This window comes from Nonomuraea sp. 3-1Str, assembly GCF_031570565.1.
Lineage (GTDB): Bacteria > Actinomycetota > Actinomycetes > Streptosporangiales > Streptosporangiaceae > Nonomuraea.
The window spans coordinates 178,539-202,554 of sequence record NZ_JALHBK010000011.1 but is presented as its reverse complement, the minus strand read 5'-3'; the positions used below and the strand labels follow the sequence as shown (position 1 = coordinate 202,554).

The 24,016-nt window shown below is 72.0% G+C and carries 27 protein-coding genes; 7 read left to right on the top strand and 20 right to left on the bottom strand.

Annotated elements, in window-relative coordinates; translation table 11 throughout:
- Window positions 1-16: 16 nt before the first annotated feature.
- From MTP10_RS19850 to MTP10_RS19835, 4 genes are all read right to left on the bottom strand, one after another.
- The gene (locus tag MTP10_RS19850; RefSeq protein WP_310710969.1) at window positions 17-616 is read right to left on the bottom strand and encodes a response regulator transcription factor; all 600 of its coding nucleotides are present in this window, start codon (window positions 614-616) and stop codon (window positions 17-19) included.
- 94 nt (window positions 617-710) lie between these two features.
- Window positions 711-1,901 carry a histidine kinase gene (locus MTP10_RS19845; protein WP_310710968.1) on the bottom strand — a complete coding sequence of 397 codons (1,191 nt, stop codon included), beginning with the start codon at window positions 1,899-1,901 and terminating at the stop codon, window positions 711-713.
- Window positions 1,898-3,088, bottom strand: a complete 1,191-nt coding sequence (locus MTP10_RS19840) for a histidine kinase (RefSeq protein ID WP_310710967.1) — start codon at window positions 3,086-3,088, stop codon at window positions 1,898-1,900. Before MTP10_RS19840 ends, MTP10_RS19845 begins: the two co-directional genes overlap by 4 nt.
- Window positions 3,089-3,197: 109 nt before the next feature.
- Complete coding sequence (locus tag MTP10_RS19835; RefSeq protein WP_310710966.1) at window positions 3,198-4,310, bottom strand: hypothetical protein; 1,113 nt, start codon at window positions 4,308-4,310, stop codon at window positions 3,198-3,200.
- A gap of 116 nt (window positions 4,311-4,426) precedes the next feature.
- On the opposite strand from MTP10_RS19835, the gene MTP10_RS19830 reads away from it, so the two are divergent.
- Genes MTP10_RS19830 through MTP10_RS19820 form a run of 3 tightly spaced genes read left to right on the top strand, consistent with a single transcriptional unit; the run spans window position 4,427 to window position 9,305 of the window.
- A complete protein-coding gene (locus MTP10_RS19830; protein WP_310710965.1) occupies window positions 4,427-5,341 on the top strand; it encodes an LLM class F420-dependent oxidoreductase in 915 nt (304 codons plus the stop codon).
- A gap of 42 nt (window positions 5,342-5,383) precedes the next feature.
- On the top strand, window positions 5,384-6,862 hold the full coding sequence (locus MTP10_RS19825; protein ID WP_310710964.1) for a 3' terminal RNA ribose 2'-O-methyltransferase Hen1: 1,479 nt from the start codon (window positions 5,384-5,386) through the stop codon (window positions 6,860-6,862).
- A complete protein-coding gene (locus MTP10_RS19820; protein ID WP_310710963.1) occupies window positions 6,846-9,305 on the top strand; it encodes a polynucleotide kinase-phosphatase in 2,460 nt (819 codons plus the stop codon). Before MTP10_RS19825 ends, MTP10_RS19820 begins: the two co-directional genes overlap by 17 nt.
- Before the next feature lie 62 nt (window positions 9,306-9,367).
- On the opposite strand, the gene MTP10_RS19815 is transcribed toward MTP10_RS19820, so the two are convergent.
- The 10 genes from MTP10_RS19815 to MTP10_RS19770 form a co-directional block, all read right to left on the bottom strand.
- Window positions 9,368-9,979, bottom strand: a complete 612-nt coding sequence (locus MTP10_RS19815; RefSeq protein WP_310710962.1) for a dihydrofolate reductase family protein — start codon at window positions 9,977-9,979, stop codon at window positions 9,368-9,370.
- A 74-nt stretch (window positions 9,980-10,053) separates the two neighbouring features.
- Window positions 10,054-10,896, bottom strand: a complete 843-nt coding sequence (locus MTP10_RS19810) for a helix-turn-helix domain-containing protein (protein WP_310710961.1) — start codon at window positions 10,894-10,896, stop codon at window positions 10,054-10,056.
- Between the two features lie 24 nt (window positions 10,897-10,920).
- Window positions 10,921-11,331, bottom strand: coding sequence for a DUF732 domain-containing protein (locus MTP10_RS19805; RefSeq protein ID WP_310710960.1), 411 nt, complete (start codon window positions 11,329-11,331; stop codon window positions 10,921-10,923).
- Window positions 11,332-11,499: 168 nt separating this feature from the next.
- A complete protein-coding gene (locus tag MTP10_RS19800; protein ID WP_310710959.1) occupies window positions 11,500-11,658 on the bottom strand; it encodes a hypothetical protein in 159 nt (52 codons plus the stop codon).
- Between the two features lie 219 nt (window positions 11,659-11,877).
- Window positions 11,878-12,783 carry a class I SAM-dependent methyltransferase gene (locus MTP10_RS19795; protein ID WP_310710958.1) on the bottom strand — a complete coding sequence of 302 codons (906 nt, stop codon included), beginning with the start codon at window positions 12,781-12,783 and terminating at the stop codon, window positions 11,878-11,880.
- Window positions 12,784-12,826: 43 nt separating this feature from the next.
- A complete protein-coding gene (locus tag MTP10_RS19790) occupies window positions 12,827-13,540 on the bottom strand; it encodes a DUF6461 domain-containing protein (RefSeq protein ID WP_310710957.1) in 714 nt (237 codons plus the stop codon).
- Between the two features lie 48 nt (window positions 13,541-13,588).
- Window positions 13,589-13,732: a hypothetical protein gene (locus MTP10_RS19785; protein ID WP_310710956.1), complete on the bottom strand. Its 144-nt coding sequence runs from the start codon at window positions 13,730-13,732 to the stop codon at window positions 13,589-13,591.
- A 121-nt stretch (window positions 13,733-13,853) separates the two neighbouring features.
- On the bottom strand, window positions 13,854-14,477 hold the full coding sequence (locus MTP10_RS19780) for a hypothetical protein (RefSeq protein ID WP_310710955.1): 624 nt from the start codon (window positions 14,475-14,477) through the stop codon (window positions 13,854-13,856).
- A gap of 84 nt (window positions 14,478-14,561) precedes the next feature.
- Window positions 14,562-14,810, bottom strand: a complete 249-nt coding sequence (locus MTP10_RS19775) for a hypothetical protein (RefSeq protein ID WP_310710954.1) — start codon at window positions 14,808-14,810, stop codon at window positions 14,562-14,564.
- 39 nt (window positions 14,811-14,849) lie between these two features.
- Window positions 14,850-15,215, bottom strand: coding sequence for a hypothetical protein (locus MTP10_RS19770; RefSeq protein ID WP_310710953.1), 366 nt, complete (start codon window positions 15,213-15,215; stop codon window positions 14,850-14,852).
- 82 nt (window positions 15,216-15,297) lie between these two features.
- Here MTP10_RS19770 and MTP10_RS19765 point away from each other — a divergent pair, with 82 nt between their 5' ends.
- Both MTP10_RS19765 and MTP10_RS19760 read left to right on the top strand, forming a co-directional pair.
- Window positions 15,298-16,080 carry a GntR family transcriptional regulator gene (locus tag MTP10_RS19765; protein WP_310710952.1) on the top strand — a complete coding sequence of 261 codons (783 nt, stop codon included), beginning with the start codon at window positions 15,298-15,300 and terminating at the stop codon, window positions 16,078-16,080.
- 121 nt (window positions 16,081-16,201) lie between these two features.
- Window positions 16,202-16,846, top strand: coding sequence for a suppressor of fused domain protein (locus tag MTP10_RS19760; protein WP_310710951.1), 645 nt, complete (start codon window positions 16,202-16,204; stop codon window positions 16,844-16,846).
- Between the two features lie 14 nt (window positions 16,847-16,860).
- Here MTP10_RS19760 and MTP10_RS19755 read toward each other — a convergent pair whose 3' ends face one another.
- Together MTP10_RS19755 and MTP10_RS19750 are read right to left on the bottom strand one after the other, a co-directional pair.
- On the bottom strand, window positions 16,861-18,123 hold the full coding sequence (locus tag MTP10_RS19755) for a class I SAM-dependent RNA methyltransferase (protein ID WP_310710950.1): 1,263 nt from the start codon (window positions 18,121-18,123) through the stop codon (window positions 16,861-16,863).
- Window positions 18,124-18,180: 57 nt separating this feature from the next.
- Window positions 18,181-20,214, bottom strand: coding sequence for an APC family permease (locus MTP10_RS19750; RefSeq protein WP_397334481.1), 2,034 nt, complete (start codon window positions 20,212-20,214; stop codon window positions 18,181-18,183).
- Between the two features lie 110 nt (window positions 20,215-20,324).
- On the opposite strand from MTP10_RS19750, the gene MTP10_RS19745 reads away from it, so the two are divergent.
- Window positions 20,325-20,990, top strand: a complete 666-nt coding sequence (locus MTP10_RS19745; RefSeq protein WP_310710948.1) for a TrkA family potassium uptake protein — start codon at window positions 20,325-20,327, stop codon at window positions 20,988-20,990.
- Window positions 20,990-21,649 (top strand): TrkA family potassium uptake protein, encoded by a 660-nt coding sequence (locus MTP10_RS19740; RefSeq protein WP_310710947.1) that lies wholly within the window; start codon window positions 20,990-20,992, stop codon window positions 21,647-21,649. Before MTP10_RS19745 ends, MTP10_RS19740 begins: the two co-directional genes overlap by 1 nt.
- Before the next feature lie 60 nt (window positions 21,650-21,709).
- Here the strand turns inward: MTP10_RS19740 and MTP10_RS19735 are convergent, their stop codons facing one another.
- Genes MTP10_RS19735 through dut form a run of 4 tightly spaced genes read right to left on the bottom strand, consistent with a single transcriptional unit; the run spans window position 21,710 to window position 23,922 of the window.
- Entirely contained in the window at window positions 21,710-22,375 is a 666-nt protein-coding gene (locus tag MTP10_RS19735) for a DUF3159 domain-containing protein (protein WP_310710946.1), read from the bottom strand.
- A gap of 4 nt (window positions 22,376-22,379) precedes the next feature.
- Window positions 22,380-22,763 carry an OB-fold nucleic acid binding domain-containing protein gene (locus MTP10_RS19730; RefSeq protein ID WP_310710945.1) on the bottom strand — a complete coding sequence of 128 codons (384 nt, stop codon included), beginning with the start codon at window positions 22,761-22,763 and terminating at the stop codon, window positions 22,380-22,382.
- A 29-nt stretch (window positions 22,764-22,792) separates the two neighbouring features.
- Entirely contained in the window at window positions 22,793-23,434 is a 642-nt protein-coding gene (locus MTP10_RS19725) for a DUF3710 domain-containing protein (RefSeq protein ID WP_310710944.1), read from the bottom strand.
- Between the two features lie 56 nt (window positions 23,435-23,490).
- A complete protein-coding gene (dut, locus tag MTP10_RS19720; protein ID WP_310711011.1) occupies window positions 23,491-23,922 on the bottom strand; it encodes a dUTP diphosphatase in 432 nt (143 codons plus the stop codon).
- Between the last annotated feature and the right edge of the window lie 94 nt (window positions 23,923-24,016).

Genomic DNA, 24,016 nt, shown 5'->3' with positions numbered 1-24,016 from the left:
ATCTTGACGTGCGGGCTCACAGCCAGCCCATGCGCTGTGCCGTGCGGATGGCTTCCAGCCGATTCTGCGCGTTGAGCTTGGTCATCGCGCTCGACAGGTAGTTGCGCACCGTGCCCTCGGTCAGGTGCAGCTCCGCCGCGATCCGCGCGATCGTCGCGCCGTCGCCGGCCAGCCGCAGCGCGTCGCGCTCCCGGTCGGTAAGCGGGCTGTCGCCGGCTGCCATCGCGGCGGCGGCCAGCTCCGCGTCGAGGTAGCGCCCGCCCGACTGGACTTTGCGGATGGCCATGGCCAGCTCCTCGGCGGAGGCGTCCTTGCCGAGGAAGCCGCTGACGCCGGCCGCCATCGCCCGCCGCAGGTACCCGGGCCGTCCCAGGCTGGTCAGGATGACGATCTTGCACTGGGAGCTGATCTGCTCGGCGGCGCTCAGGCCGTCCATGCCGGGCATCTCGATGTCGAGCACGGCCACGTCGGGGCGATGCTCAGTGACGGCGGCCAGCACCTCGTCACCCCGGCCGACCTGGGCGATCACCTCGATGCCGTCCTCCAGGTCGAGCAGCGCGGCCAGGGCGCCGCGGATCAGGTGCTCGTCGTCGGCCAGCAGCACACGCGTCGTCATGCCGCGTCCCCTCTCCGGCGACCGTCCCCGGACACGAACGATCGACCGTCCCCGGACACGAGCGATCCCCCGCCGTTCCCCGGCACGGACGCGGTCACGCGGGCACCGCCGCGCGCAGGACGTACGCGCCCTCGCGGGTGGGCGCCGCCTGGAGCGTGCCGCCCGCGGCGCTGACCCGCCGTGACAGGCCGCCGAGCCCGTCCGGCGCGTGGTCGCCCACCGGGCCGGTCACCCCGTCGTTGGACATCTCCAGCACCCCATCCTTGATCGTTATCGAGCAGCGCTCGGCCTTGCTGTGCTTGAGCACGTTCGTGGCGCCCTCCCGGACGACGGTCGCCAGGAGCGTACGGGTCTCGGGCCCGAGTGCGGCGGTGTCCGCCTCGACGGCGCAGCGCACGCCCGCCGCCTCCAGGACCGCGCGCACGCCGGCGAGCACCTCGTCGAGGTCCAGCGTCCGATAGCTCTGTACGGCCAGGCGCACCTCGCGCAGCGCCTGTCGGGCGGTGTCCCGCACCTCGTACATGCGGGCCGCCGCGGCCTCCGGGTCCGACCGGAGCAGCTCCTCGGCCCGCTCGGCTCCGGCCGAGATGCCGGACAGACTCTGCCCGAGCAGGTCGTTCAGGTCGCGGGCGAACCTCAGCCGCTCCTCGGAGACGGCCAGCCTGGCCCTGGCCTCCTGGCCCTCGTGGGCCGCCTTGGCCAGCCGCCACAGCCACAGGTTCACGCCGACGCAGCCCACGATGAGCACGGTGAGCACCGTCTGGAGGAGGACCACGGGCCAGAGCACCCCCCCCGTGATCAGCGCGAGGTAGACGCTCACGACGACGATGGACGCGGCGGACGCCGCGACGACGGTGCGCTTGCGGGTGAACGGCGCCAACATGCCCAGCCACAGAGCGGGCCCCCAGAGCAGCGCGACCGGCGACAGCACGAGCGCGATCACGCCGGAGACCCACAGGACGGCCGTCGGCCGGCTGCCGCCCCTGACCGCGAGCCGGAACGTCCGGCAGGCGAGAACCAGCAGGACGGCCAGCAGCACACCGGCCCCCACCGCCAGCGGCGCCGGGAATCCCTGCTCCCAGATCGCGTACAGCGAGAAGAAGCCGCTCAGGGACGTGAGGTGGAGGAAGTCGATCGAGTAGACGATGAGCCACCGGACCTTGTCGAGCTTCGTCGCCCGCCTGAACCTGAGGACCTTGTCGAGCTTCGTCGCCCGCCAGATCCGGAGGACCGTGTCCCGTTTCGTCCCCCGCCTGGCCCGGAACCGGACCGCTCGCCCGCTCATGCCCGCACCGCCGCCCTCAGCACGAACTCGCCGCCGTGATCCGGGCCCGCCGCGAACGTCCCGCCCGCGGCGGCCATCCGCTCGGACAGCCCGCGCAGGCCGCTACCGCCGCGCTCCCCGCCCGCCCGGCTCCTCGCCTCCCCGACGGTCTCCAGCGGGTACGCGGCCGTGGGCACCGGGACGCGTACGCCGTCGTTGCGCATCTCCAGGGCGCCGTCGCGGATCGTGATCGAGCACCGGGTGGCCGTGCTGTGCTTGAGGATGTTCGTGGCGCCCTCGCGGACCGCCCAGGCGAGCAGCGCGCGGGCCGCGGGCGACAGGTCGGCGGTGGCGGCGTCGATCACGCAGCGGGCGCCGGCCGCCTCCAGCGCCGCCCGTACCCCGTGGAGCTCCTCGTCCAGGTCGAGCGTCCGGTAGCCGTCCACGGCGACCTGCACCTCGGCCAGCGCCTCCGCGGCCAGCCTGCGTACGTCGGCCATCTCCCGCTCCGCCTTGCCGGCCCCGGCGTCCGAGCGGGTGGCGAGCTTGGCGGCCAGCTCGCTCTTCAGGGAGATCACCGAGAGGCTGTGCCCGAGCAGGTCGTGCAGGTCCCGCGCGAACCGCAGCCGCTCCTCCGCCACGGCCAGGCTCGCCTTGGCCTCCTGGCTGTCGTGCGCGTCCCTGATCGTCCACCACAGCCACCGCCACAGCCACAGGGCGACGGACATCACCATGGCCATGGTCCCCTGCACGAGCAGCACCGGCTGCCACGGCTGGTGCGTGATCACCACGACGGCGGTCACGGTCAGCCCGAGCACGACGGCGCCGGTGCAGATGCCCGCCCACATCGGCAGGTACAGCACTGCGCCCGACAGCCACAGGTACATCACCATGGCCCAGACCCCGTCGCTCGTACCGGTGCCCGATGCGGGGGGCAGCAGGGCCACCGCGCCCGCCGCCAGCAGGCCGGCCACGACGAGCTTGGCCGTCGGCCGCGGCCGGGTGTCGAAGGCCTCGCGCAGCAGGAACGGGTAGAGCGCGCACGATCCGAGCAGGCAGACGCCGACGACGACGGCGTGCGGGACGGTCATCTTTCGCTCAACGGTCATCGCCGCGACCATGGCCACGAACGAGAGCGCCAGCAGGGCGACCGTGCCGTCCATCCAGTAGACGAGGATCTTCCGCGCCGTGCGCGCCTGGCCCGCCACCGCCTCTCCCCCTCGCCGGCTACGTCGTCGTCGCTTCGCCGAAATCCTATAGTTCGGGCGGGAGTATGCCAGTGGGGTCGCTCAAGGGGATCGGTCCCGGCGGTGTCGTTCAGGCGAGGGTGTGCCAGAGGACGCGGGCCACGGCCGGTTCGGGCTCGGCGCCGCGCAGGGACAGCCAGGCCAGGTCGTTGCGGGCCACGAACGCGGCCAGCGCACGCGCGTCGGTCTCGTTCAGGTCGGCGGCGGCTCCCAGGACGGGCGTGAGCGCGACCCGGTGCCACGCGTCGGCCGGGCCGTCCAGGCCCTGGATCTCGGCGACCTGCCGCACGGCGGCGCGCACGGCCGAGGCGACGCGGCGCAGCCTGCCCGGGGGCGCTCCGGACGGCTCGATCGGCGACAGCAGGTTGACGGTGGCGACTTCGGCGCCGTGCGCGCGGGTGAGGCGCAGCATCGCGACGTCACGCTCGGCCAGGCCGTCCGACCGGAGCGGCAGCGTGAAGGTCACGGGCAGCCGCCGCTCGCGCTGCAGCAGAGCCAGGGCGCGCGCCCGGCGGATCACCACGGCCCGGTCGGCGCCGTCACCCGGCTCGCCGTCACCCGGATCGCTGTCGCGTGCCTCGACAGCGGTCGGCTCGATGTCGAGGTACGCGGCGCCGAGGCGGGCGACGACGTCTCCGTAGGCGGCGGCCAGGCTCTCGGGTGTGGCGCAGGTGGCCGCGAGCTCACGGCCCCGGGACCCGCCGAGTACGACGCCCGCGCCACCCCCTTCCTCCCGTAACGCCCGGATCCCCGCGACGAGCGCCCCGTCCGTGTCCGTCAGCGGGGTGGCCGATGAGGAGGTGGTCCAGGCGGAGGTGCAGGTGTCGGGGCCGGCGACCAGGTGGCCGAGGGCGTACCAGCGCGCTCCCGTCAGCCGCGCGTCGGCGGCGAGGTCGAAGCCGGGGTCGCGGCCGGGCTCGGCGAAGCGGACGAAGGACGCGGGCCCAGCCGTGGCGGCTTCTGGAACGTCGGGAGGCCGGGGCCGGGCGAGCGCCGGCGAGGTGGCGGCCGGGACGAGGTCGGGCATGGCGCGGGCCGGCAACAGCGTGAGCGACACCCCTGTCGCGGCCGCCAGGCCCAGGGCGGCGAGGAGCGCCAGCGGGCGCGGAAGCGTGCCGGCCTCCCGCCCGCGCCGGGACCGCCCTCCGGACCACCGCGAGCCGGACAGCCGCGAACCAGACATGCGCCACCCCGAGTCGTCGGCCGATCACACAGAGCGTTGACGCGACGCTAGCAAGCCCGGGGGCAGCACCGGGGGTGTTCTCCGGATGCCGTCCGGTCCATACCGATAATGGCGGTATGAAGTTGCGGATCTTCACGGAGCCCCAGGAGGGCGCGACCTATACCGACCTGCTCGCCGTCGCCCAGGCCACCGAGCGGCTGGGCTTCGACGCCTTCTTCAGGTCGGACCACTACCAACGCATCGGCGCCGGCGATCCGGGGCCCGGCTCCACGGACGCGTGGATCACGCTGGCCGGTCTGGCGAGGGAGACCTCCACGATCAGGCTGGGCACGCTGGTGACGCCGGCCACGTTCCGGCTGCCGGGGCCGCTGGCGATCAGCGTCGCGCAGGTCGACCGGATGAGCGGCGGCCGGGTCGAGCTGGGCCTCGGCACCGGCTGGTACGACGGCGAGCACGCGGCGTACGGCATCCCGTTCCCGCCGGTGGGTGAGCGGTTCGGCCGGTTCGAGGAGCAGCTGGAGATCATCCGGGGGCTCTGGACCGCCGAGGGGCCGTACTCGTTCGAGGGCGCCTACTACCGGCTGGCCGACTCGCCCGCGCTGCCGAAGCCGGCGCAGCGCCCGCGCCCGCCGATCATCATCGGCGGGGGCGGCGCCAAGCGGACGCCCCCGCTGGCGGCGACGGACGCCGACGAGTACAACGTGCCGTTCCACACCCCGGCCGAGACGGGGGCGGCTTTCGACCGGGTACGGCGGGCGGCCGACGAGGCCGGGCGCACGCTCATCCTGTCGGCGGCGCAGACCGTGTGCGTCGGCCGTGACCGGGCCGAGCTGGAGCGGCGCGCGGCGGCGATCGGCACGGGTATGGACGAGCTGCGCGAGAAGGGGCTCGCCGGCACCCCCGCCGAGGTTCTGGACAAGCTGGGCGCGCTGGCGGAGCTGGGGGCGGAGCGGGTGTACCTCCAGGTGATGGACCTGGCCGACTCGGACCACCTGGAGCTGATCGCCGCCGAGGTGCTGCCGCACGTGTAAACGCCGTGGCGCGGTTTCGCCCCGCTACGGCACACTTGGCGCGTGCTGCTGACGATCTCGACGACCGCGAGACCGGCGACAGACCTGGGCTTCCTGCTGCACAAGCATCCCGACCGAGTGCAGGAGTTCGGGCAGTCGTCCGGCAAGGCGACGGTGTTCTACCCGGAGGCGGGCGAGGAGCGCTGCACCGCCGCCCTCCTCCTGGAGGTCGACCCGGTGACGCTGGCCCGCTCGCGCGGGAAGGGCTCGCCGGACTTCAGCCTGTCGCAGTACGTCAACGACCGGCCCTACGCCGCCTCGTCCCTGCTGGCCGTCGCGCTCGCCGACGTGTTCCGCACGGCGCGGGCGGGGCGGTGCGCGGCCCGGCCGGAGCTGGCGGCCGGGCCGCTGCCGCTGGAGATCCGGCTGCCGGCGCTGCCCTGCCGGGGCGGCCCCGACCTGGCGCGACGGCTGTTCGAGCCGCTCGGCTGGGAGGTGTCGGCGCAGTCTGTGCCGCTGGACGAGGGATTCCCGGAGTGGGGCGACTCGCGGTACGTGACGCTCGCCCTCACCGGGAGCGTCCGGCTGGCCGACGCGCTCAACCACCTGTACGTGCTGCTGCCGGTGCTCGACGACGCCAAGCACTACTGGATCGCGCCGGACGAGGTGGACAAGCTCATCCGGGCCGGTGAGGGCTGGCTGGGGACGCACCCGGAGCGGGGGCTGATCACGCGGCGTTACCTGGGCCGCCGCCGGGCGCTGGCCCGTACGGCGCTGGCGCGGCTGGCGGAGCTGGGCGACGAGACGGAGGAGGCGCTGGAGCCGGCCGTACCGGAGGAGGGGCCGACCGCGACGCCGGCCCCGGACGGCGAGCAGCCGGACGCCACCGTCCAGGAAGAGCGGCAGGAGCAGGCTCCGGCGGAGGCCGCCGGGCCGCGGTCGCTCAGCGGGAAGCGGCGGGAGGCCGTGCTGCTGACCCTGGAGGAGCTGGGCGCGACCAGCGTCATCGACCTCGGCTGCGGCCAGGGCGAGCTGGTCGGCGAGCTGCTGGCCAGGCCCCGGTTCGCCCGAGTCGGCGGCATGGACGTCTCCCCCATGGCCCTGACCATCGCGGCGCGCAAGCTGAAGCTGGAGCGGATGCCCGCCGCCAGGCGCGAGCGGCTGACCCTGTTCCAGGGCGCCCTGACGTACACCGACAAGCGGCTGGCCGGCTACGACGCGGCCGTGCTCATGGAGGTGGTCGAGCACGTCGACCCGCCGCGCCTGGCGGCGCTGGAGCGGGTCGTGTTCGGTCACGCCCGGCCCCGTCACGTGCTCGTCACCACCCCGAACATCGAGTACAACGTGCGCTACGAGTTCCTGACCGGACTGCGCCACCCCGACCACCGGTTCGAGTGGACCCGGGCCGAGTTCGCCGCGTGGGCCGCCGAGGTGGCCGGCCGGTACGGCTACACCGTCGCCCTGCGGCCCGTGGGCGAGGACGACCCCGAGGTCGGCCCGCCGACGCAGATGGGAGTGTTCACCCGTGATCAGCGTTCCTGAGCTGTCCCTGGTGGTGCTGGTCGGCGTGTCCGGCAGCGGGAAGTCGACGTTCGCCGCCCGGCACTTCAAGCCGACGCAGGTCATCTCGTCCGACTACTGCCGCGGCCTGGTCTCCGACGACGAGAACGACCAGTCCGCCACGTCGGAGGCGTTCGCGCTGCTCCACCACATCGTCGGCGTGCGCCTGTCGCGCGGCCTGCTCACCGTGGTCGACGCGACGAACGTGCAGTACGGCGCCCGCAAGGCCCTCATCGACCTGGCCAAGCGGCACGACGTGCTGGCCGACGCCGTCGTGCTGGACGTGCCCGAGGAGACGGCCATCGAGCGCAACGCCACCCGTCCCGACCGTGACTTCGGGGCCGGCGTGGTGATCCGGCAGCGCAAGGAGCTGCGCCGGTCGCTGTCCAAGATCTCCAGGGACGGCTTCCGCAAGGTCCACGTGCTGCGCGGCCTCGACGCCGTCGAGAGCGCCACCGTGACGTACGAGAAGGCGTGGTCGGACAAGCGTGAGCTGACCGGGCCGTTCGACATCATCGGCGACGTGCACGGCTGCCGCGCCGAGCTGGAGGAGCTGCTCGCGCGGCTCGGCTGGCAGGGGGTGCGGCACCCGGAGGGGCGGACGGCGGTGTTCGTCGGCGACCTGGTGGACCGCGGGCCCGACACGCCGGGCGTGCTGCGGCTGGTCATGGACATGGTCGAGGCGGGCACGGCGCTGTGCGTGGCCGGCAACCACGAGCAGAAGCTGGTGCGCGCGCTCAACGGCCGCAACGTCAGGGCGACGCACGGCCTCCAGGAGTCGCTGGACCAGCTCGCCGCCGAGCCGCCGGAGTTCGCGGAGCGGGCGCGGGCGTTCATGGACGGGCTGATCAGCCACTACCGGCTCGACGGCGGCCGGCTCGTCGTCGCGCACGCGGGCCTGAAGGAGGCGTACCACGGGCGCGCGTCCGGCCGGGTCCGTTCCTTCGCCCTGTACGGCGAGACGACCGGCGAGACCGACGAGTACGGCCTGCCGGTGCGCTACCCGTGGGCCGACGACTACCGGGGCCGGGCCATGGTCGTCTACGGCCACACCCCGACCGTGCGACCCGAGTGGGTCAACAACACGATCTGCCTCGACACGGGCTGCGTGTTCGGCGGCGAGCTGACGGCGCTGCGCTACCCGGAGCGGGAGCTGGTGCAGGTGCCGGCCCGGAAGGTCTGGTACGAGCCGGTCAAGCCACTCGGCGGCCCCGTACGCGAGCCGAACACGCTGAGCGTCGACGACGTGCGGGGCACCCGGTACGTCGAGACGCGCTTCGGCGCGCGGGTCAAGGTGATGGAGGAGAACGCCACGGCCGCGCTGGAGGTGATGAGCCGGTTCGCGGTGGACCCGCGCTGGCTCGTGTACCTGCCGCCGACGATGGCGCCGCCGGAGACGTCCACGCTGGACGGCTACCTGGAGCACCCGGCCGAGGCGTTCGCGGAGTTCGCCGCCGCCGGGGTGGGCGAGGTCGTGTGCGAGGAGAAGCACATGGGCTCGCGGGCCGTGGCCGTCCTGGCGAGGACGCCGGAGGTGGCGCGGGACAGGTTCGGCGTCACCGACGGCAGCACGGGGGCCGTCTACACGCGTACCGGCCGCCCGTTCTTCCACGACAACGGGCCGCTCGTCGAGAGGCTGCGGGAGGCGTGCGCGCCGCTGTGGGCGGAGCTCGGCTCCGACTGGGTGGTCCTCGACTGCGAGCTGCTGCCCTGGTCGGCCAAGGCAGGCGAGCTGATCAGGACGCAGTACGCCTCGGTGGGCGCGGCGGCGCGGGTGGCGCTGCCCGAGGCCGTGTCGGCGCTCGAAGCGGCGGCCGGGCGCGGGGCGGATGTGGGCGGACTGTTGTCCCGCACCCGGCGCCGCTCCACCAACGCTGCCCTGTTCCGCGACGCCTACGCCCGCTACTGCTGGCCGGTCGACGGGCTGGACGGGGTACGGGTGGCGCCGTTCCAGATCCTCGCCTGCGAGGGGCGGGCCACGGCGCTGGAGCCGCACGCCTGGCACCTGTCCACGCTGGCGCTGCTGGACTCGCCGCTGATCACGCACACGCGCCACCTGTTCGTGTCGCTGGACTCGGCGCAGTCGCGCGCCGAGGCGGTGGCCTGGTGGGAGTCGCTGACGGCGGCCGGGGGCGAGGGCATGGTGGTCAAGCCGGCCGCGTACACGCCGGGCCGGGTCCAGCCGGGGGTGAAGGTGCGGGGCCGCGAGTACCTGCGCATCATCTACGGGCCGGACTACACGGAGTCGCTGGACGTGCTGCGCAGGCGCTTCCTGGGCAAGAAGCGGGCGATGGCGCTGCGGGAGTACGCGCTGGGGCTGGAGTCGCTGGCCCGGCTGTGCGAGGGCGAGGCGGCCTGGCGCGTCCACGAGCCGGTCTTCGCCGTCCTGGCCCTGGAGTCGGAGCCGGTGGACCCCCGCCTGTAGGCCGGGCGGCGCCCGGGTCGAGCCGCCCGGTGAAGTCGGGTCGGCCGTGGGCGCCCACCGGCCTATCGGCGTACCTCGAACTTCAGGTGCAGCACCCGGTCGCCCTGGATGACCACGTGCGGATCCTCCAGCAGATGCTGCCCCTCGATGCTGCCGAAGAAGCGTTTGCCCGACCCGAACACCACCGGCACCACGTCCATCGCCACCTCGTCCACGAGACCCGCCGCGAGGATCTGGCCGCCTACTTCGCCGGCGTTCACACCGATGGTCCGCTCCCCGGCGAGCTCCTGGGCCTTGTCGATCGCTGCCGTCACGTCATCGACGAAATGGTACGACGCCTCGGGGTGCCAGCCCTCGGGCTTGGGCCGGTGGGACACCACGACCACGTGGTCGCCCGCAGGCGGCTTGCCCTCCCAGCCGTTCACCAGGTCGAACAGGGTGCGGCCCATCACGATCACGCCGATCGACTCCCACATCGGCCGGACGTACGCCGCCGACGCGCGTGAGACCTTGAGGCGGCTTCCCGTTCCGGAATGGTCGTACTCCTGGTCGCCGCCTTCGGTGATCGCGGTGTCCCCGCTGAAGTACCAGTCGTGGAGGGGTCCGACGTCGTCCTTCTCGTCGGCGATGAAGCCGTCCACCGACACCACGTTGTGCATGATCACTGTGCCCACGGGTCCTCCTGGAGTCGTCCTGCGCGTTCGCCTCCGATCCTGTCGTGCCGGGGGGCGGCCGGGCTTGTAAAAAATCAATCAGCGGGCATCGGGCCGCTGTCCGGCGGGAACCCTCGCTCGGCGGGGAATCGGCGCCGCAGGTCCAGGTATTCCGTGGGGGTGTGGCCGGTGAAGTCCTTGAACTCCTTGCTGAAGTGGGCCTGGTCGAAGTAGCCCGCCGTCTGGGCGAGCTCCGACCAGTCGGCCGGACGCAGGGGGTCCACGGAAAGGATCAGCCGCGCGAAGCGGTAGATCCGCGCCACCCGCTTGGGGGTGAGCCCGACATGGGACTTGAACTGCGTGGCCAGGTGATTGCCACTCACCCCGGCGGCGTCGGTCAGCGCACCGACCGGGAGCGCGCCGTGCGAGGTCGCCAACCGCCCGCCCGCGTGCCGGACCAGGTCGAGACCGCGCGACGGCGCCTCGGCCAGTCGCGACCGCAGCTCCTCCTCCACCACCCGCAGGGTCTCGGTGGCCGATGCGCTGTCGCCCAGCCGGTTGCGGATCCGGTCCGAGGACCGTCGCCAGACGGCGTCGACCGGCACCCATCGGTCCCGCAGCTCGGTCGCCGGCATGTCGACGAACGGCGAAAGACCCCAAGGCTTGAAGTGCACCCCGACGAGCCGCACCCGTGCGGGGTACTCGAGGAGGAAACGCCTGGTCCGTACACCCATGAACCACCCATCGGTGAGCACTGCCGGCGGCGCCGAGGGGTCGCGATCCCACAGACGGGCGGGTTCGCCCAGGTTGACGAACAGGTGTGCGGACGGCATCGGCGGGACGTTCATCCGGGGGTGGCGCGGCACCCCGGTCAGGCAGTAGATGTCGTCGATGAACCGGTCGAGCGGCGGGGCGGGCACCCGGCCGACGTATTCCATGGGCTCAGTGTGTCGGACGAGAGCTCAGTTCGCGAAGGAGGTCGCCGGTGGGAGGCACCACTCCTTGACCGCATCCACGATCTCGGCGGCCTGCTCCCGGGTCACGTCGGTGAAGCGCTCCTGGGCGTCGCTCACCAGCTCCTCCCCCGGCTTGCCGTCCAGGATGTCGCGGCAGGTGGCGCGGGCCCGGCTCAGCGCGGCGCCCTCCTCGGGCGCCAGCCATGGGGCGATCCGCTCAAGGCGGTGCAGGTACGCCTGGTCAGGCCCGGCCGTCTCGGGGACGAGACTCGTCACGACCAGGACGACGCTCACGCCGGCCACGAGCGCCGTGCCCGCCACCGCGAGGACCCGCGTCCTGCGTTGTCCTCCACCCGTCCCGGCGGGTGCGGAAACCTGCGGTTCCGGCGTCTCGGTGGGGGTCGGCTGACGGCGCATGTGGCGCACCGTACGCCCCACATGACCACCGCCATCCGCTTTTCCGCCGAATGGATGACCGAAACAGGGCGGAAAGGCCACCCCTAACCCGGCAGGGAGTCACGGGCGCAGGCAGGCGGAAGCCCCCGCCGCGTGGGCGGCGGGGGCTCCGGCAGGTGGTCCTTGGCGTCAGGCCGCGGACTCCGTGACCTCGGCCTCCAGCGGCGTGACCGCGGCGATCAGGTCGGCGAAGTCCTTGCGCGGGACCTCCAGCACCACGTCCGGCCTGTCGACGTGGTGGATCTCGACGTGGTCGTTGAGCCTTCGCGCGACGACACGGTTGCTCATTCGTGCTCCTTCCGAGGGGAGACTGCCTGCCTGTGGCCGTGCCCGGGGTCTACGCGGGAGACGTTCGCAGCCGCCCGCGCCGCCCCGTTCCGTGAGGGCCCGGCCACCGGGAGTCAGCTTGCCATCCGGGCCGATGGCGGGCGGCCCGCACATGCGGGGCCGGGTAGAGACATGCCCGTCCTGGTGGGCCATCTATGCGCCTCGGGAGAAACTCGCGGCTCAGTCTCCCGCCGCGGACAGCTGGAAGTGCCAGACGACCATCGCCGGCACGTCGCCATGCGCGGCCCTCGCGGCCTCGGGCACCAGGTCCGTCAGGGACCACGGCCACACGTCCCAGGTCTCCAGCGCCTGCGCCGTGGACGGCGTCTCTACCGGCCGCGGGTGCTCCGCTTCCGGCAGGCGGGGCTCCTCGCAGCGGCGCACCTGCAGCCCCGCCGCCAGGGCGGCGCGCAGGTAGTCGCCGACGGGGTGCCGGTAGGTGGCTATCCGCCCCGGCTGCCCGTCCTCCCGCCGTACGGGCGGAACGAAGCCCCGGGCGACTCCCTCGGGATGCATGTCGGAGACCACCAGGTGTCCTCCCGGGCGCAGCACCCTGGCGAACTCGGCCATCACCGGCCGCAGCGACGGGACATGCGTCAGCGCCAGGGAGCAGACCACGAGGTCCACGGCGTCGTCCGGCACCGGCAGGCCCAGCAGGTCCCCGACCAGGAACTCCCCCTGCGGGACCCGGTCCCGTGCCCGCGCGAGCATGTCGGGCGAGCCGTCCACGCCGATGACCTGATGGCCGCGCCCGGCCAGGGACGCCGCCACCCGGCCGGTGCCGCACGCGGCGTCCAGGGCGACGCCCGCCGGAAGCGCGTCGAGGATCTGCCCGACGACGGGCTCGTCGATGGCGAACAGCCCGTTGGGCCCGTCATAGGTGCGCGACCAGATGCGATAGCCCTCCACCGCGTCCACCCGCGCGACTTCCACGCCCGCGTCCGACAGCGCCTCGTCGTCGAGCAGCCGGCGGATCTCGGCGACGCGCGACTCGACGAAGCCGCGGTCGGACTGGCCGGTGAACGAGCGCAACAGGGCGACGCCTTCGATGCCGAGCAGGTACGCCAGAGGGTCCTCGTAGATCACGCCGCGACCCTAACGACACCCACCCCGGCACCGCCATCCGATTTCAGGTGCCCCGTACCGGGCCGACCAGGAGCGGACCCGTCAGCATGTCCGGTGTGAGCACGACGCCGGTGATCCTCGCCGCCAGATGGAACGACCGCGCGATCGCGGTGGCGTAGAGGTCATGCCGGTCGTCGCCCCCGGTCGCCGGCTCCAGGGGAAGGCCGACCTCGCGCATGAACGGGTTGAGCCGATCCGGATCACAGCCCGACCGCTTGTCCGGCCAGTGCGGGTTGAAACCGGTGACGGTCTCCCCGTCGATTGCGTAGGCGACATGGTGGTTGGCGTAGTCGTGGCGTAGAACGGCCAACACTTCACAGCCGGAGGACAGTCTGGCCAGGGTGTCTCCCATAGCGGCCTCCCAACCGAAGAGTTCGAGGGCCACGCACCAGTCCCCCGCCTGGACGACTCCCACGTGTCCACCGCCCAGCGCGCCGCAGTACCTGTCGCCGAACTCGAACGCCGCATGACCGTACTCGTCCAGACTCATCTCCCGTCCCTGCGGCAGCCCTTGAGGCGTCCCCTGGCGCGCCTCCGGCTTCGCGAAGCGGCGCAGCACCTCGGCTGGTTCAAGTCCACGCAGAAAGGAAACGCAGAAGATCTCGTCGAACAGGTTGTCCTCGTGCCCCGCCGGAACCGCCAGCCAGCGGAACGGGGCGAGGGGGTCGGTCGCCATCGCCACTCCTTGATCGTTTGCAGCGATGATGCCGAACAGCACCGACAAAACCGGCCACGCGCCTGGGTGCACGGGCGCTGCTGCCGGTGGCTATTGCCAGGCCGGGTCGGGCGGCACGTTGCCGAGGATGAGCAGTACCAACGCGATGGCGATCACCACGAGGACCACGACACGCGTGGACACGGCTACCGGCCGGTTGTCGGCCCGGGTCATCTCCAGCCATCGCTTGATCATGACTGGATGTTGTCTCATTTCTTGACCCAGAGCAAGATCGGGAGAATGGCGGGAATCGGTGCTGAGACCGCGGCGCCTGCTTCCATTGCGACACCATTCCCCCGGTCACGCGGAGCGCCTGTCACCGGCTGATGGACCATGCCCCGTCCGCCGTGATCGCGGCGTAGCGAGTGCCCGCAGGCAGGGCGACGCGTCCCTGGTAGTCGCCGATCTTGTTGACGAGAAGACTCCGGGTGTGGCCGCGGCTGTCCAACGCCCAGATGATGAAGTTCGCTTCACCGCTGTGCCGGATCGTCAGCCGGCGCAGGCCCTTGCTCGGAGCCGTGAGCCGAAGCACCTCCGCCCCCGTACCTCTGGCCTTGATCGCCCAGTAGCGGGCCTTGGTGATCGGAAGGACCTGGAGGGTCCAGGAGCCGTCAGCCTTGACGCTCAACGCACGGATCTTGGTGGCGCTGTCGATGTTGAAGGCGGCCGTGCCTTTGTAGTCCCCGATCGCGTTGGCGACCAGGCCCTCCTCCTTGCCGTCGGAGGCGAGCGCCCACACGATGAAGTTGGACTCACCCTGGTGGGTAGCCTTCACGATGCTCGGCGCGGACGTCGCAGGGATGCTGATCACGTCGTCGCCCTCGCCGCGATACGTGGTCGCGAATGTGACAGTGGCGTGGGCGGCGGCGGCCGGGGCCGAGACGAGGAAGGCCCCGGCGAGCGCGGCCAGGCCGGCGAGAGCACGTAAGCGAAGATGCATCTGTGGCTCCTGGGTGGAGACGATGTGGGCGAGGTAAGACGTGCGATGCCGTGGAACGGTGTACAGCCGCTCGGGTAAGTCGGGTCAGCGGGCCTCATGGTTCCGGCGGTGTTGCTCCACGAGCTGTGCCCACACCGCGCGCGCCGCCGCGTACCGGCCGCGACCGGCCTCCTCGTAGCGGGGCTGAACGGGCCTGCGTTCGTCCTTGAGCCGGGCGGCTCTGCGCAGGACGAGGAAGCTCCCGCCCTCGGCCGCCCACTCGTACGCGGCGCAGCAGCACGTCTCCGTGATCCGGGTCCGGCCTCGCGGGATGTGCGGCTCCCACACGATCACGAGATGCCTAGCCGCCGGCCCGGGTCTCGTGGTCGTCCGTCACCGGACCGCCCAGAGCTCGGCGTAGATCATGCATCCACCGCGCGAGGTGGGTCGCTCCCCGTACGCGTCGGCGAGCTCGGACACCGCCTGGTGGAGGTCGCTGTAGTTCCCTACCGGCTTGTCGTCGGGATAGTGCAGCTCGAACCGCACCTTCCTGGGGCTGGTCATCGTGATCAGGTTCAGGCTGCCGCCCGGCGAGGTGCGCTCCAGCCCGGCAAAGAACAGGTTCTCGACCAGGGCATGGGCGTCGGAGGCTCGGCTGGGCAGGTGCTGATGGGCGAGGGTGTACGCGACACGAGAGGCAGCGTCTGCTGCTTGGGCGAGCGCGGGGTAATCCTGGGTCCAGATCGGCACGGTCACCACCAGGGCACTGAGATCCGGATATCCGGATGAACTTTAGGATGTCCAGCTTGCAGGCTGGATATCCGGCCGTCAAGCTGGGTCGGTGGATCAACCCGCATACGTTCGGATCGCAGCCGACCTGAGGCGCCGCATCGCCACGGGCGAGCTCACTCCCGGCGCTCGACTGCCCGCGCGCCAAGAGCTCGCGGCCGAGTACCAGGCCGCCGAGGGCGTCGTCCGCGAGGCGACGCAGCTACTGCTACGAGAGGGACTGCTTGTGTCCCGGCCGGGTGCGGGCACCTTCGTACGGCAGCGCCCGCAACTCAGGTCTCTGGTGCGCTCATGGTTTCGGGAGCGCCGGGGCGGCTCACCGTTCCGTCAGCAGATGGCCGAGCAGGGCCGCCATGGCGCGTGGGAGTACGCCTCCGACACGATGCAGGCACCGGCCGAGATCCGGGAGCGGCTGGGCCTGGGTGAGCCGGACGGAGACCGCCACGACGTCATGCGCACCGTCTACACGTTCTCCTCCGACGACGAGGGCCCGTGGATGCTCTCCACCTCGTGGGAACCTCTCGCCATCACGAAGGGCACGCCGATCGCCTTCCCCGAGGCGGGCCCGCACGCGGGCGCGGGCGTGACGCACCGGATGGCGGCCATCGGCATCAGCGTGGACGCGTGGGACGAAGAGGTCTGGGCCCGGCCGGCCTCCCCTGACGAGGCGAAGCGGCTGGGTATCGGCACCGGGTCGATCGTGATGGTGGTCGAGCGCAGCTACTTCGCCGGCGAGCAGGTGGTGGAGACCGCCGACCTCATCGTCCCGGCGGAGACGACGAAGCTGGTCTTCAACGGACCCGTCGGCGAGAGCGGAGACCCGTCATCCGGTTGACGGGTTCGTTGCGATCTTGGGACTCCCTGAACATCTCTGTGATCCCCGGAGAGGCGACGCCGGATGCCCGACTTGGCGCTGATGGCCACGAAGTTGGAGACTCGCCAGTAATGTTCGGTCGATGATCAATACTGCGCAACCGATCAATGGTTGGGATGCCATCAACGCCGTGCTTCGTGAGCACTACGGCCGCGACACTCAATGGCCCGACTGGGCGCCGGAACGCCCCTACTCCCTGGGCGGCCATGACCCCCTGGACGCCATTCGCAACTACGACCACGACGACCCACGCCCTCACTGGCACATGGTCGGCTGCGGCTTGTCAGAGTTGTACGACAAGACCAGCGACATAGCCGAGCTGTCGGGCTGGGGCATCGAGTTCAGCCTGCGCGTGGCCAAGGACCCCGAGGACGCCGGACCTCCGATGTGGGCGGCCGTCATCCTCCAGCAACTGGCCAGATACGTGATCGTCCAACGCCCCTTCTCCCCTGGGCACACCATCCACGTCGCCCCCGGCTTCTTCAACGACCATCCAGGCCTGCCTGAGAACACCCCGACGGAGCTCGCGGCCCTGGCCTTCGCTGTCGACCCGGAACTGGGCACCATCGAGACGCCGAACGGCGCGCTCACGTTCCTTCAGGTCGCGGCGTTGACAGAGGCGGAGTACGCCGCCGCCCAGGGTGGCAACGCGCTGGCTGTCCTGGCCCGGATCGAGCAGGACGTTCCCCTTCACATGGTTGACCGCGGCCGCCCCAGCGTGCTGTGACGTTCGACCAGAGGCTAGACCGCCTTCTTGACCAGTAGCGCCACGCACTCCACGTGGTGGGTCATCGGGAAGGCGTCGAAGGCGCGCAGGTCCGTGAGGCCGTAGCCGCGCTCGTCCAGCCAGGCCAGGTCGCGGGCCAGGGTGGCCGGGTCGCAGGAGACGTAGACGATGCGTGGCGCCTCCAGGCCCGCGACGCGGTCCACCACCTCGCGGCCGAGGCCGGCGCGGGGCGGGTCCACCACGACCACGTCGGCGCGTTCGATCTGGAAGCGGTCCAGGGCCTCCTCGACCCGGCCCCGCTCCACGCGCGCCTGTGGGAGGTCGCGGAGGTTGGCGCGGGCGTCGCGGACCGCCGCCGCGTCCGACTCCAGGCCGAAGACGGCTCCCTCCGGTCCCACCGCCTCGGCCAGGCCGGCGGCGAACAGGCCCACGCCGCAGTAGAGGTCGAGCGCCCACTCCCCCGGCTCGGGGGCGGCGAAGGTCAGGACCGCGTCCAGCAGGGTCTCCGCGGCGCCGGGGTGGACCTGCCAGAAGCCGCTGCCCGACACCCGGAACTCCCGGTCGCCGACCCGTTCGCGCAGCACGCCCGAGCCGTGGCGCGGCACCGTGCGGCCCTTGCCCTGGTCGAGCAGGATCGAGGCCGGCGCGTCGAGGTCGGGCACGGGCACCGTGCGGCGCGGGCGCGGCTTGACCACCACGGCGCGGTCGCCGCCCGCGGAGGCGATCACCTCGACGCCCGCCGCCCCGGGCCACTCACGCAGCTCCGCGCCGACCGCCTCCACCTCCGGGTGGGCGATCAGGCACGCGTCGACGGGCTGGATGTCGTGGGAGCGGTGCTTGCGGAAGCCCGGCGCCCCGTCCGGTCGTACGGCGAGCTGGACACGGGTGCGCCAGCCGAGGCCGTCCGGCGCGCCCGGCACCTCCTCCACCACGACCTTCCGATCGATGCCGGCGAGCCTGCGCAACTGCTCGGCCACCACCTCGGCCTTGAGCGCGCGCTGGGCCTCCAGGGTGGCGTGCTGCCAGTCGCAGCCGCCGCACCGGCCGGGGCCGGCGTAGGGGCAGGGCGGCACGACGCGGTCGGGTGAGGGCTCCAGGATCTCCACGGCGTCGGCGCGGAGGAAGCGGGAGGTCTCCTCGGTCACGGCGGCGACGACGCGCTCGCCCGGCAGCGCGTGCCGGACGAACACCACGCGCCCTTCGTGCCGGGCGACGCACCAGCCTCCGTGCGCGACCGGGCCGACCGTGAGCTCCAAAGATGCCTGTTCCACTTCCACATCGACACCCTATGCCCCGCCCGCGCGGGTCCCGCACGTCGAAGGCCTCGTCGGCCGTCAGCCGGTCTGGATCTCCTTGTCCTTGGCGGCGTCGTCCCAGGACCGCCGCACCGAGCCAGGCGCGTACGGCTCCGGGCGGCCCTTGAGCCGGTCGGAGGAGTGGAGCTGCCACGGCACGCTCGTCACCATCACGCCGGGCTTGAACAGCAGCCGGGCCTTCAGCCGCAGCGCGCTCTGGTTGTGCAGCAGGTGCTCCCACCAGTGCCCGACCACGTACTCGGGGATGAAGACCGTCACCACGTCGCGCGGCGAACGGCGGCGCAGCGTCTTGACGTAGTCGAGGATCGGCTGGGTGATCTCCCGGTACGGCGAGTCGAGCATCTTGAGCGGCACCGGGATGCCGCGGCGCTCCCACTCGTCCTGGAGCTGGCGCGCCTCGGGGCCCTCCACGCCCACGCTGACGGCCTCCAGCGTGGACGGCCGGGTGGCGCGGGCGTAGGCGAGGGCCCGCATGGTGGGCTTGTGGATCTTGGAGACGAGCACGATGGCGTGGTTGCGCGCGGGCAGCATCGACGCGTCGTAGTCGCCAGTGATCTCCAGCTCGGCCGCCACGTTGTCGTAGTGCCGGCGGATGCCCTTCATCATGAGGAACAGGATCGGCATCGCCAGGCACACGATCCACGCGCCGACCAGGAACTTGGTGAGCAGCACGACGACGAGCACGATGCCGGTCATGACGCCGCCGAAGAAGTTGATGGTGCGCGAGCGGTGCATCCGGTGGCGGACCTGCGGGTCGGTCTCGGTCCTCAGGTGGCGCGTCCAGTGGATGACCATGCCGGTCTGGCTGAGGGTGAAGGAGACGAAGACGCCGACGATGTAGAGGTTCAGCAGGCGGCTGACGTCGGCCTGGAACCCCCACAGCAGCAGGCAGGCGCCGAGGGCGAGGAGGACGATGCCGTTGGAGAACGCGAGGCGGTCGCCGCGGGTGTGCAGCTGGCGCGGCAGGTAGCGGTCCTGGGCCAGGATCGAGCCGAGCACCGGAAAGCCGTTGAAGGCGGTGTTGGCGGCCAGGAACAGGATGAGGGCCGTCACCGCCGAGATCACCACGAACGGCGCCGAGCCGCCGCCGAAGACCGCGTCGGCCACCTGGGAGATGATCGGCTGCTGGTAGTAACCGGGGCCGACGGGCGTCCCGTCGGGCCTGAGCAGGTCGGTCGCCACCACGGACGGCTCGGCCACCTTCACCCCGGAGGCCAGGCCGAGCGCGATGATGCCGCCGAACATGGTGATCGCGACCAGGCCCATCATGAGCAGGGTGGTCGCGGCGTTCTTGCTCTTGGGCTTGCGGAAGGCCGGCACGCCGTTGCTGATGGCCTCGACGCCGGTCAGCGCCGCGCAGCCGGAGGAGAACGCCCGCAGCACGAGGAACGCGGCGGCGAACCCCGCCAGGTCGCTCTGCTCCGGGACGATGTCGAAGTCGGCGCTGGGCGCGTGCAGCTGGTCGCCGAGCACCAGCAGCCGGAACCCGCCCCACAGGACGAGGCCGATCACCGCGGCCATGAACGCGTACGTCGGGACGGCGAAGGCGGCGCCCGACTCGCGCAGGCCGCGCAGGTTGACCACGGTGAGCAGGATGACGATGGTGATGGCGACCGCGGGCTTGTTCTCGGCGACGAACGGGATGGTGGCGCCCACGTAGTCGACGCCGTTGGCCACGGACACGGCCACGGTCAGCACGTAGTCGACCATGAGGGCGCTGGCCACGGTGAGCCCGGCGTTCTTCCCGAGGTTGGTGGTGGCCACCTCGTAGTCGCCGCCGCCGCTGGGATAGGCGTGGACGTTCTGCCGGTACGACGCGACGACCGTCAGCATGACCAGCACCACGGCGAGCGCGATCCACGGGCTGTAGCTGTAGAACGAGACGCCGGCCAGCGAGAGGATGACGAGGATCTCCTGCGGCGCGTACGCCACGGAGGACAGGGCGTCGCTGGCGAACACCGGCAGCGCGATGCGCTTGGGCAGCAGCTGCTCGTGCAGTTGCCCGCTCCGCAGCGCCCGGCCTACCAGGACGCGTTTCAGAAGATCTGTCACCTTCGCCACGTAACCAGAGCCTAGTCCCCGATTCGGCCACGCAGCCGAGCGCTCCCCTATCAGGCCATACTGGTGTCGAGCAACCGGCCGACCGCGAGATGCGGGGGAGTATGCATATAGTGATCATGGGATGCGGGCGGGTCGGATCGACCCTGGCTCACATTCTCGAAGACGGCGGCCATTCGGTCGCGATCATCGACCGCGATCCGCAGGCGTTCCGCCGGCTGCGGGCGGGGTTCCGCGGCCGGCGGGTGACGGGCATCGGCTTCGACCGCGACGTGCTCACCGACGCCGGCATCGAGTCCGCCACCGCGTACGTGGCCGTCTCCAGCGGGGACAACTCCAACATCATCTCGGCCCGGGTGGCCCGGGAGACGTTCGGCGTGGACAACGTCGTGGCCCGGATCTACGACCCTCGCCGGGCCGAGGTCTACCAGCGGCTGGGCATCCCCACGGTGGCCACCGTGCGCTGGACGGCCGACCAGATCCTGCGGCGCATCCTGCCGGAGGGGGCCGAGCCGCTGTGGCGCGACCCGACCGGCCGGGTCGTCCTGGCCGAGGTGCCCGTCCACCCGTCCTGGGTCGGCACGCGCGCCGTCGACCTGGAGCCCAGGGCGAGGTGCCGGGCCGCGTTCATCAACCGGATGGGCGAGTCGCTGGTCGTCGCGGACGACACAGTGCTCCAGGAGGGCGACATCCTGCACGTCATCGCCGCCGAGAACGACATGGACCGGATCAACAAGGTGCTCGCCGCCGCACCGGAGAAGGACGACTGATGCGCGTCGCGATCGCGGGGGCCGGGGCCGTGGGCCGGTCCATCGCCGCCGAGCTGCTGGAGAACGGGCACGAGATTCTCCTCATCGACGTGGATCCCAAGGCCATCAAGATCGACAGCGTGCCGCGGGCGGAGTGGCTGCTGGCCGACGCCTGCGAGATCGCCTCGCTGGACGAGGCGGGCCTGAACAACTGCCACGTGGTCGTCGCCTCCACCGGCGACGACAAGGTCAACCTGGTGGTGTCGCTGCTGGCCAAGACCGAGTACGGCGTGCCGAGGGTGGTCGCCCGGATCAACCATCCCAACAACGAGTGGCTGTTCAACGAGTCGTGGGGCGTGGACGTGGCCGTCTCGACGCCGCGCCTGCTGAGCGCGCTCGTCGAGGAGGCGGTCAGCGTCGGCGACCTGGTGCGGCTGCTGACGTTCCGCCAGGGGCAGGCCAACCTGGTGGAGCTCACGCTCGCCGAGGACGCGCCGGTGGTGGGCCAGCGGGCCGGCTCGGTGCCGTGGCCGGCCGACTCGGCGCTCGTGGCGATCCTGCGCGAGGGCAGCGTGCTGGTGCCCTCCGACGACGACCCGCTGGAGGCGGGCGACGAGCTGCTGTTCGTCGCCACCCAGGAGGTCGAGCAGGAGCTCGCCCACCTGCTGTCGCAGCACTGACCCGGTCCCGCCGACACGGGCGGGACCGGGCCTCACGGCTTGTCGTGGGGTGGGGGCGGGTCAGACAGGGGCGACGGGGTTGATCGGGGTGCGGCCGCGGCCGAGGACCCAGATCATGGCGGTCAGGGCCGCGATCTGCAGCGGCCACCCCATGGCGATCTTGGTGACGCCCAGCGCCGCCACCGCCTCGTCCCCGCCGAACAGGTAGACCGGAAGCTGCACCGCCACCCGCACCACGCACGGGATCATGAGCAGCCACGTCAGCCGGGAGCAGAGCCGGACGACGCCCGGGTCCTTGCGCCACCCCGTCGGGTCGCCGGTCACCGAGCCGATGAGGAACCCGACCACGGGCCAGCGGGCGACGACGGACAGCAGCATGGCCACCGCGTAGGCGCCGTTCCACAGGATGCCCGGCAGGAAGTAGTCCTTGGCGTCGCCGGTGCGGCTGGCGAAGAAGGCGCCGATCGCGATGCCGATCAGGCTGTTGATGACGAACTGCGGCGTCGAGCGCTGCAGGACCCGCGCGAGCAGCAGCAGCACCGACAGCGAGACGCTGACGATGAGCGACAGCTTCAGCTCCTCGGTGGAGATCCAGGCCAGCGTGAACGCCGCCGTCGGCACCGCCGCCTCGATGATGCCCCGCACGCCGCCGAACGCCTTGGAGAGCTGGGCTCGAACGGCTGCCTCCACGGTGTCGTGGGCGGCGTCTCCGGCCTCGGCCTTCACCTGATCAACTCCCTGGGCGCAGCTCGTAGCGCGGATTGAACATCACCTTGCGGCCGTCCTGCATGCTCACCAGGCCCTCGGCCTTGACGATCCGGCCGGGCTCGATGCCCGCGATCTTGCGGCGGCCGAGCCAGACCAGGTCGATCACGTCGGACCCGTCGTACAGCTCCGCCTCGAGCGCGGGGGCTCCTCCCCTCGGCCGCAGCGTCACCGTACGTAGCGTACCGGCTACACAGAACCGGCGTCTGCCGCCACACGAGGCGATCGGCGTCGCGCCCGTCTGCTCGGCGTCCTGGCGCAGCATCTGCGCCTCGATCTCGGACTGGGGTGAGGCCAGCCGACTGAAGAACCCGCGCAACCCCCGTTTGGGAGTCCCTGCCGTAGTCATGATGAAACAGCCTATGCGATGGGAGGCCGTCAGCGAATCTCGCTGATCTCAGGTCCGCGCCGGAAGGGGTTGAGGCCCGTCCGGTCCTCGTCCGGGACGCCGTGCTCGTTGGGGCGGCGCAGCGCGATCGGCTCCTCGCGCGCCATCGGCTCGGTGCCGCGGACGACGACGACGTCGCGCAGGAAGTCGAGGAACGGCGCGGCGAGGGCCTCGTCGGCGGCGGCCGGGCCGTGGACGACGGCGAGCAGGAACCAGCGCGGCCCGTCGACCCCGAGGTAGCGCGCCTGGCGGGTCTGGCCGTCGGCGGTGATCTCGCCGCTCAGCTCGGCGCCGAACGGTCCCTCGCGCCCCTGGAGGGACGGCACCTGCTGAGTGATCTTGGTCCTGACCTCGTCCCACAGCCCCATGGACCGGGGCGCGGCCAGCGCCTGGAGCTGGAGCGTGCTGTCGTCGTGGATGACGACGACACCGATGTGCTGGTCGCCGACGGAGGCCAGCCGTACATCGAAGTCGGGGTTGTGCGGCAGCAGCAGGCCACCGAGGTCGACCCGGTCGTGCTCGGGGTGGGGCTCGTCGGAGTCCCACGGACCGGACTCGCGCATGGGCTCGGCCGGGGCCTTGGCCGAGTCGGCCGGCCCCTGCGGATGCTCGCGACGACGGCGTCGGAACACGTCTCTCACTCTCCCTGGTCAGTGCTCTGTGAACCCTGTCGGCGGCCGGACCCCGGTCAGCGCCCCGTCGAGCCGAACCCGCCCGCGCCCCGCGCCGACCCCGGCAGCTCCGCCACCTCGCGGAAGGCCGCCCGCTCGACCCGCTGGACGACGAGCTGGGCGATGCGGTCGCCGCGCCGCACCCGGAACGGCTCCCTGGCATCGGTGTTGATCATCGTCACCTTGATCTCGCCCCGGTAGCCGGCGTCGACCGTGCCGGGCGCGTTGACCAGGGTGACGCCGTGCCGGGAGGCCAGGCCGGAGCGCGGGTGGACGAACGCGGCGTAGCCGTCGGGCAGCGCGATGGCGACGCCGGTCGGCACCACCGCGCGCTCGCCGGGCGCGAGCTCGGCGTCGCATGCGGCGCGCAGGTCGGCGCCCGCGTCACCCGGATGGGCGTACGAGGGCGCCGGCAGGCCGGGGTCGAGCCGCTGGATGAGGATCTCCAGCGGGGCCTCGGCCGGGGCGTCCGTGGGCGTTCCGGGCCGGAGCCCCGCCGCGTCGCGGTCGGTCGCGGTCACGGGTTCACCTCGTCGTGGTGCT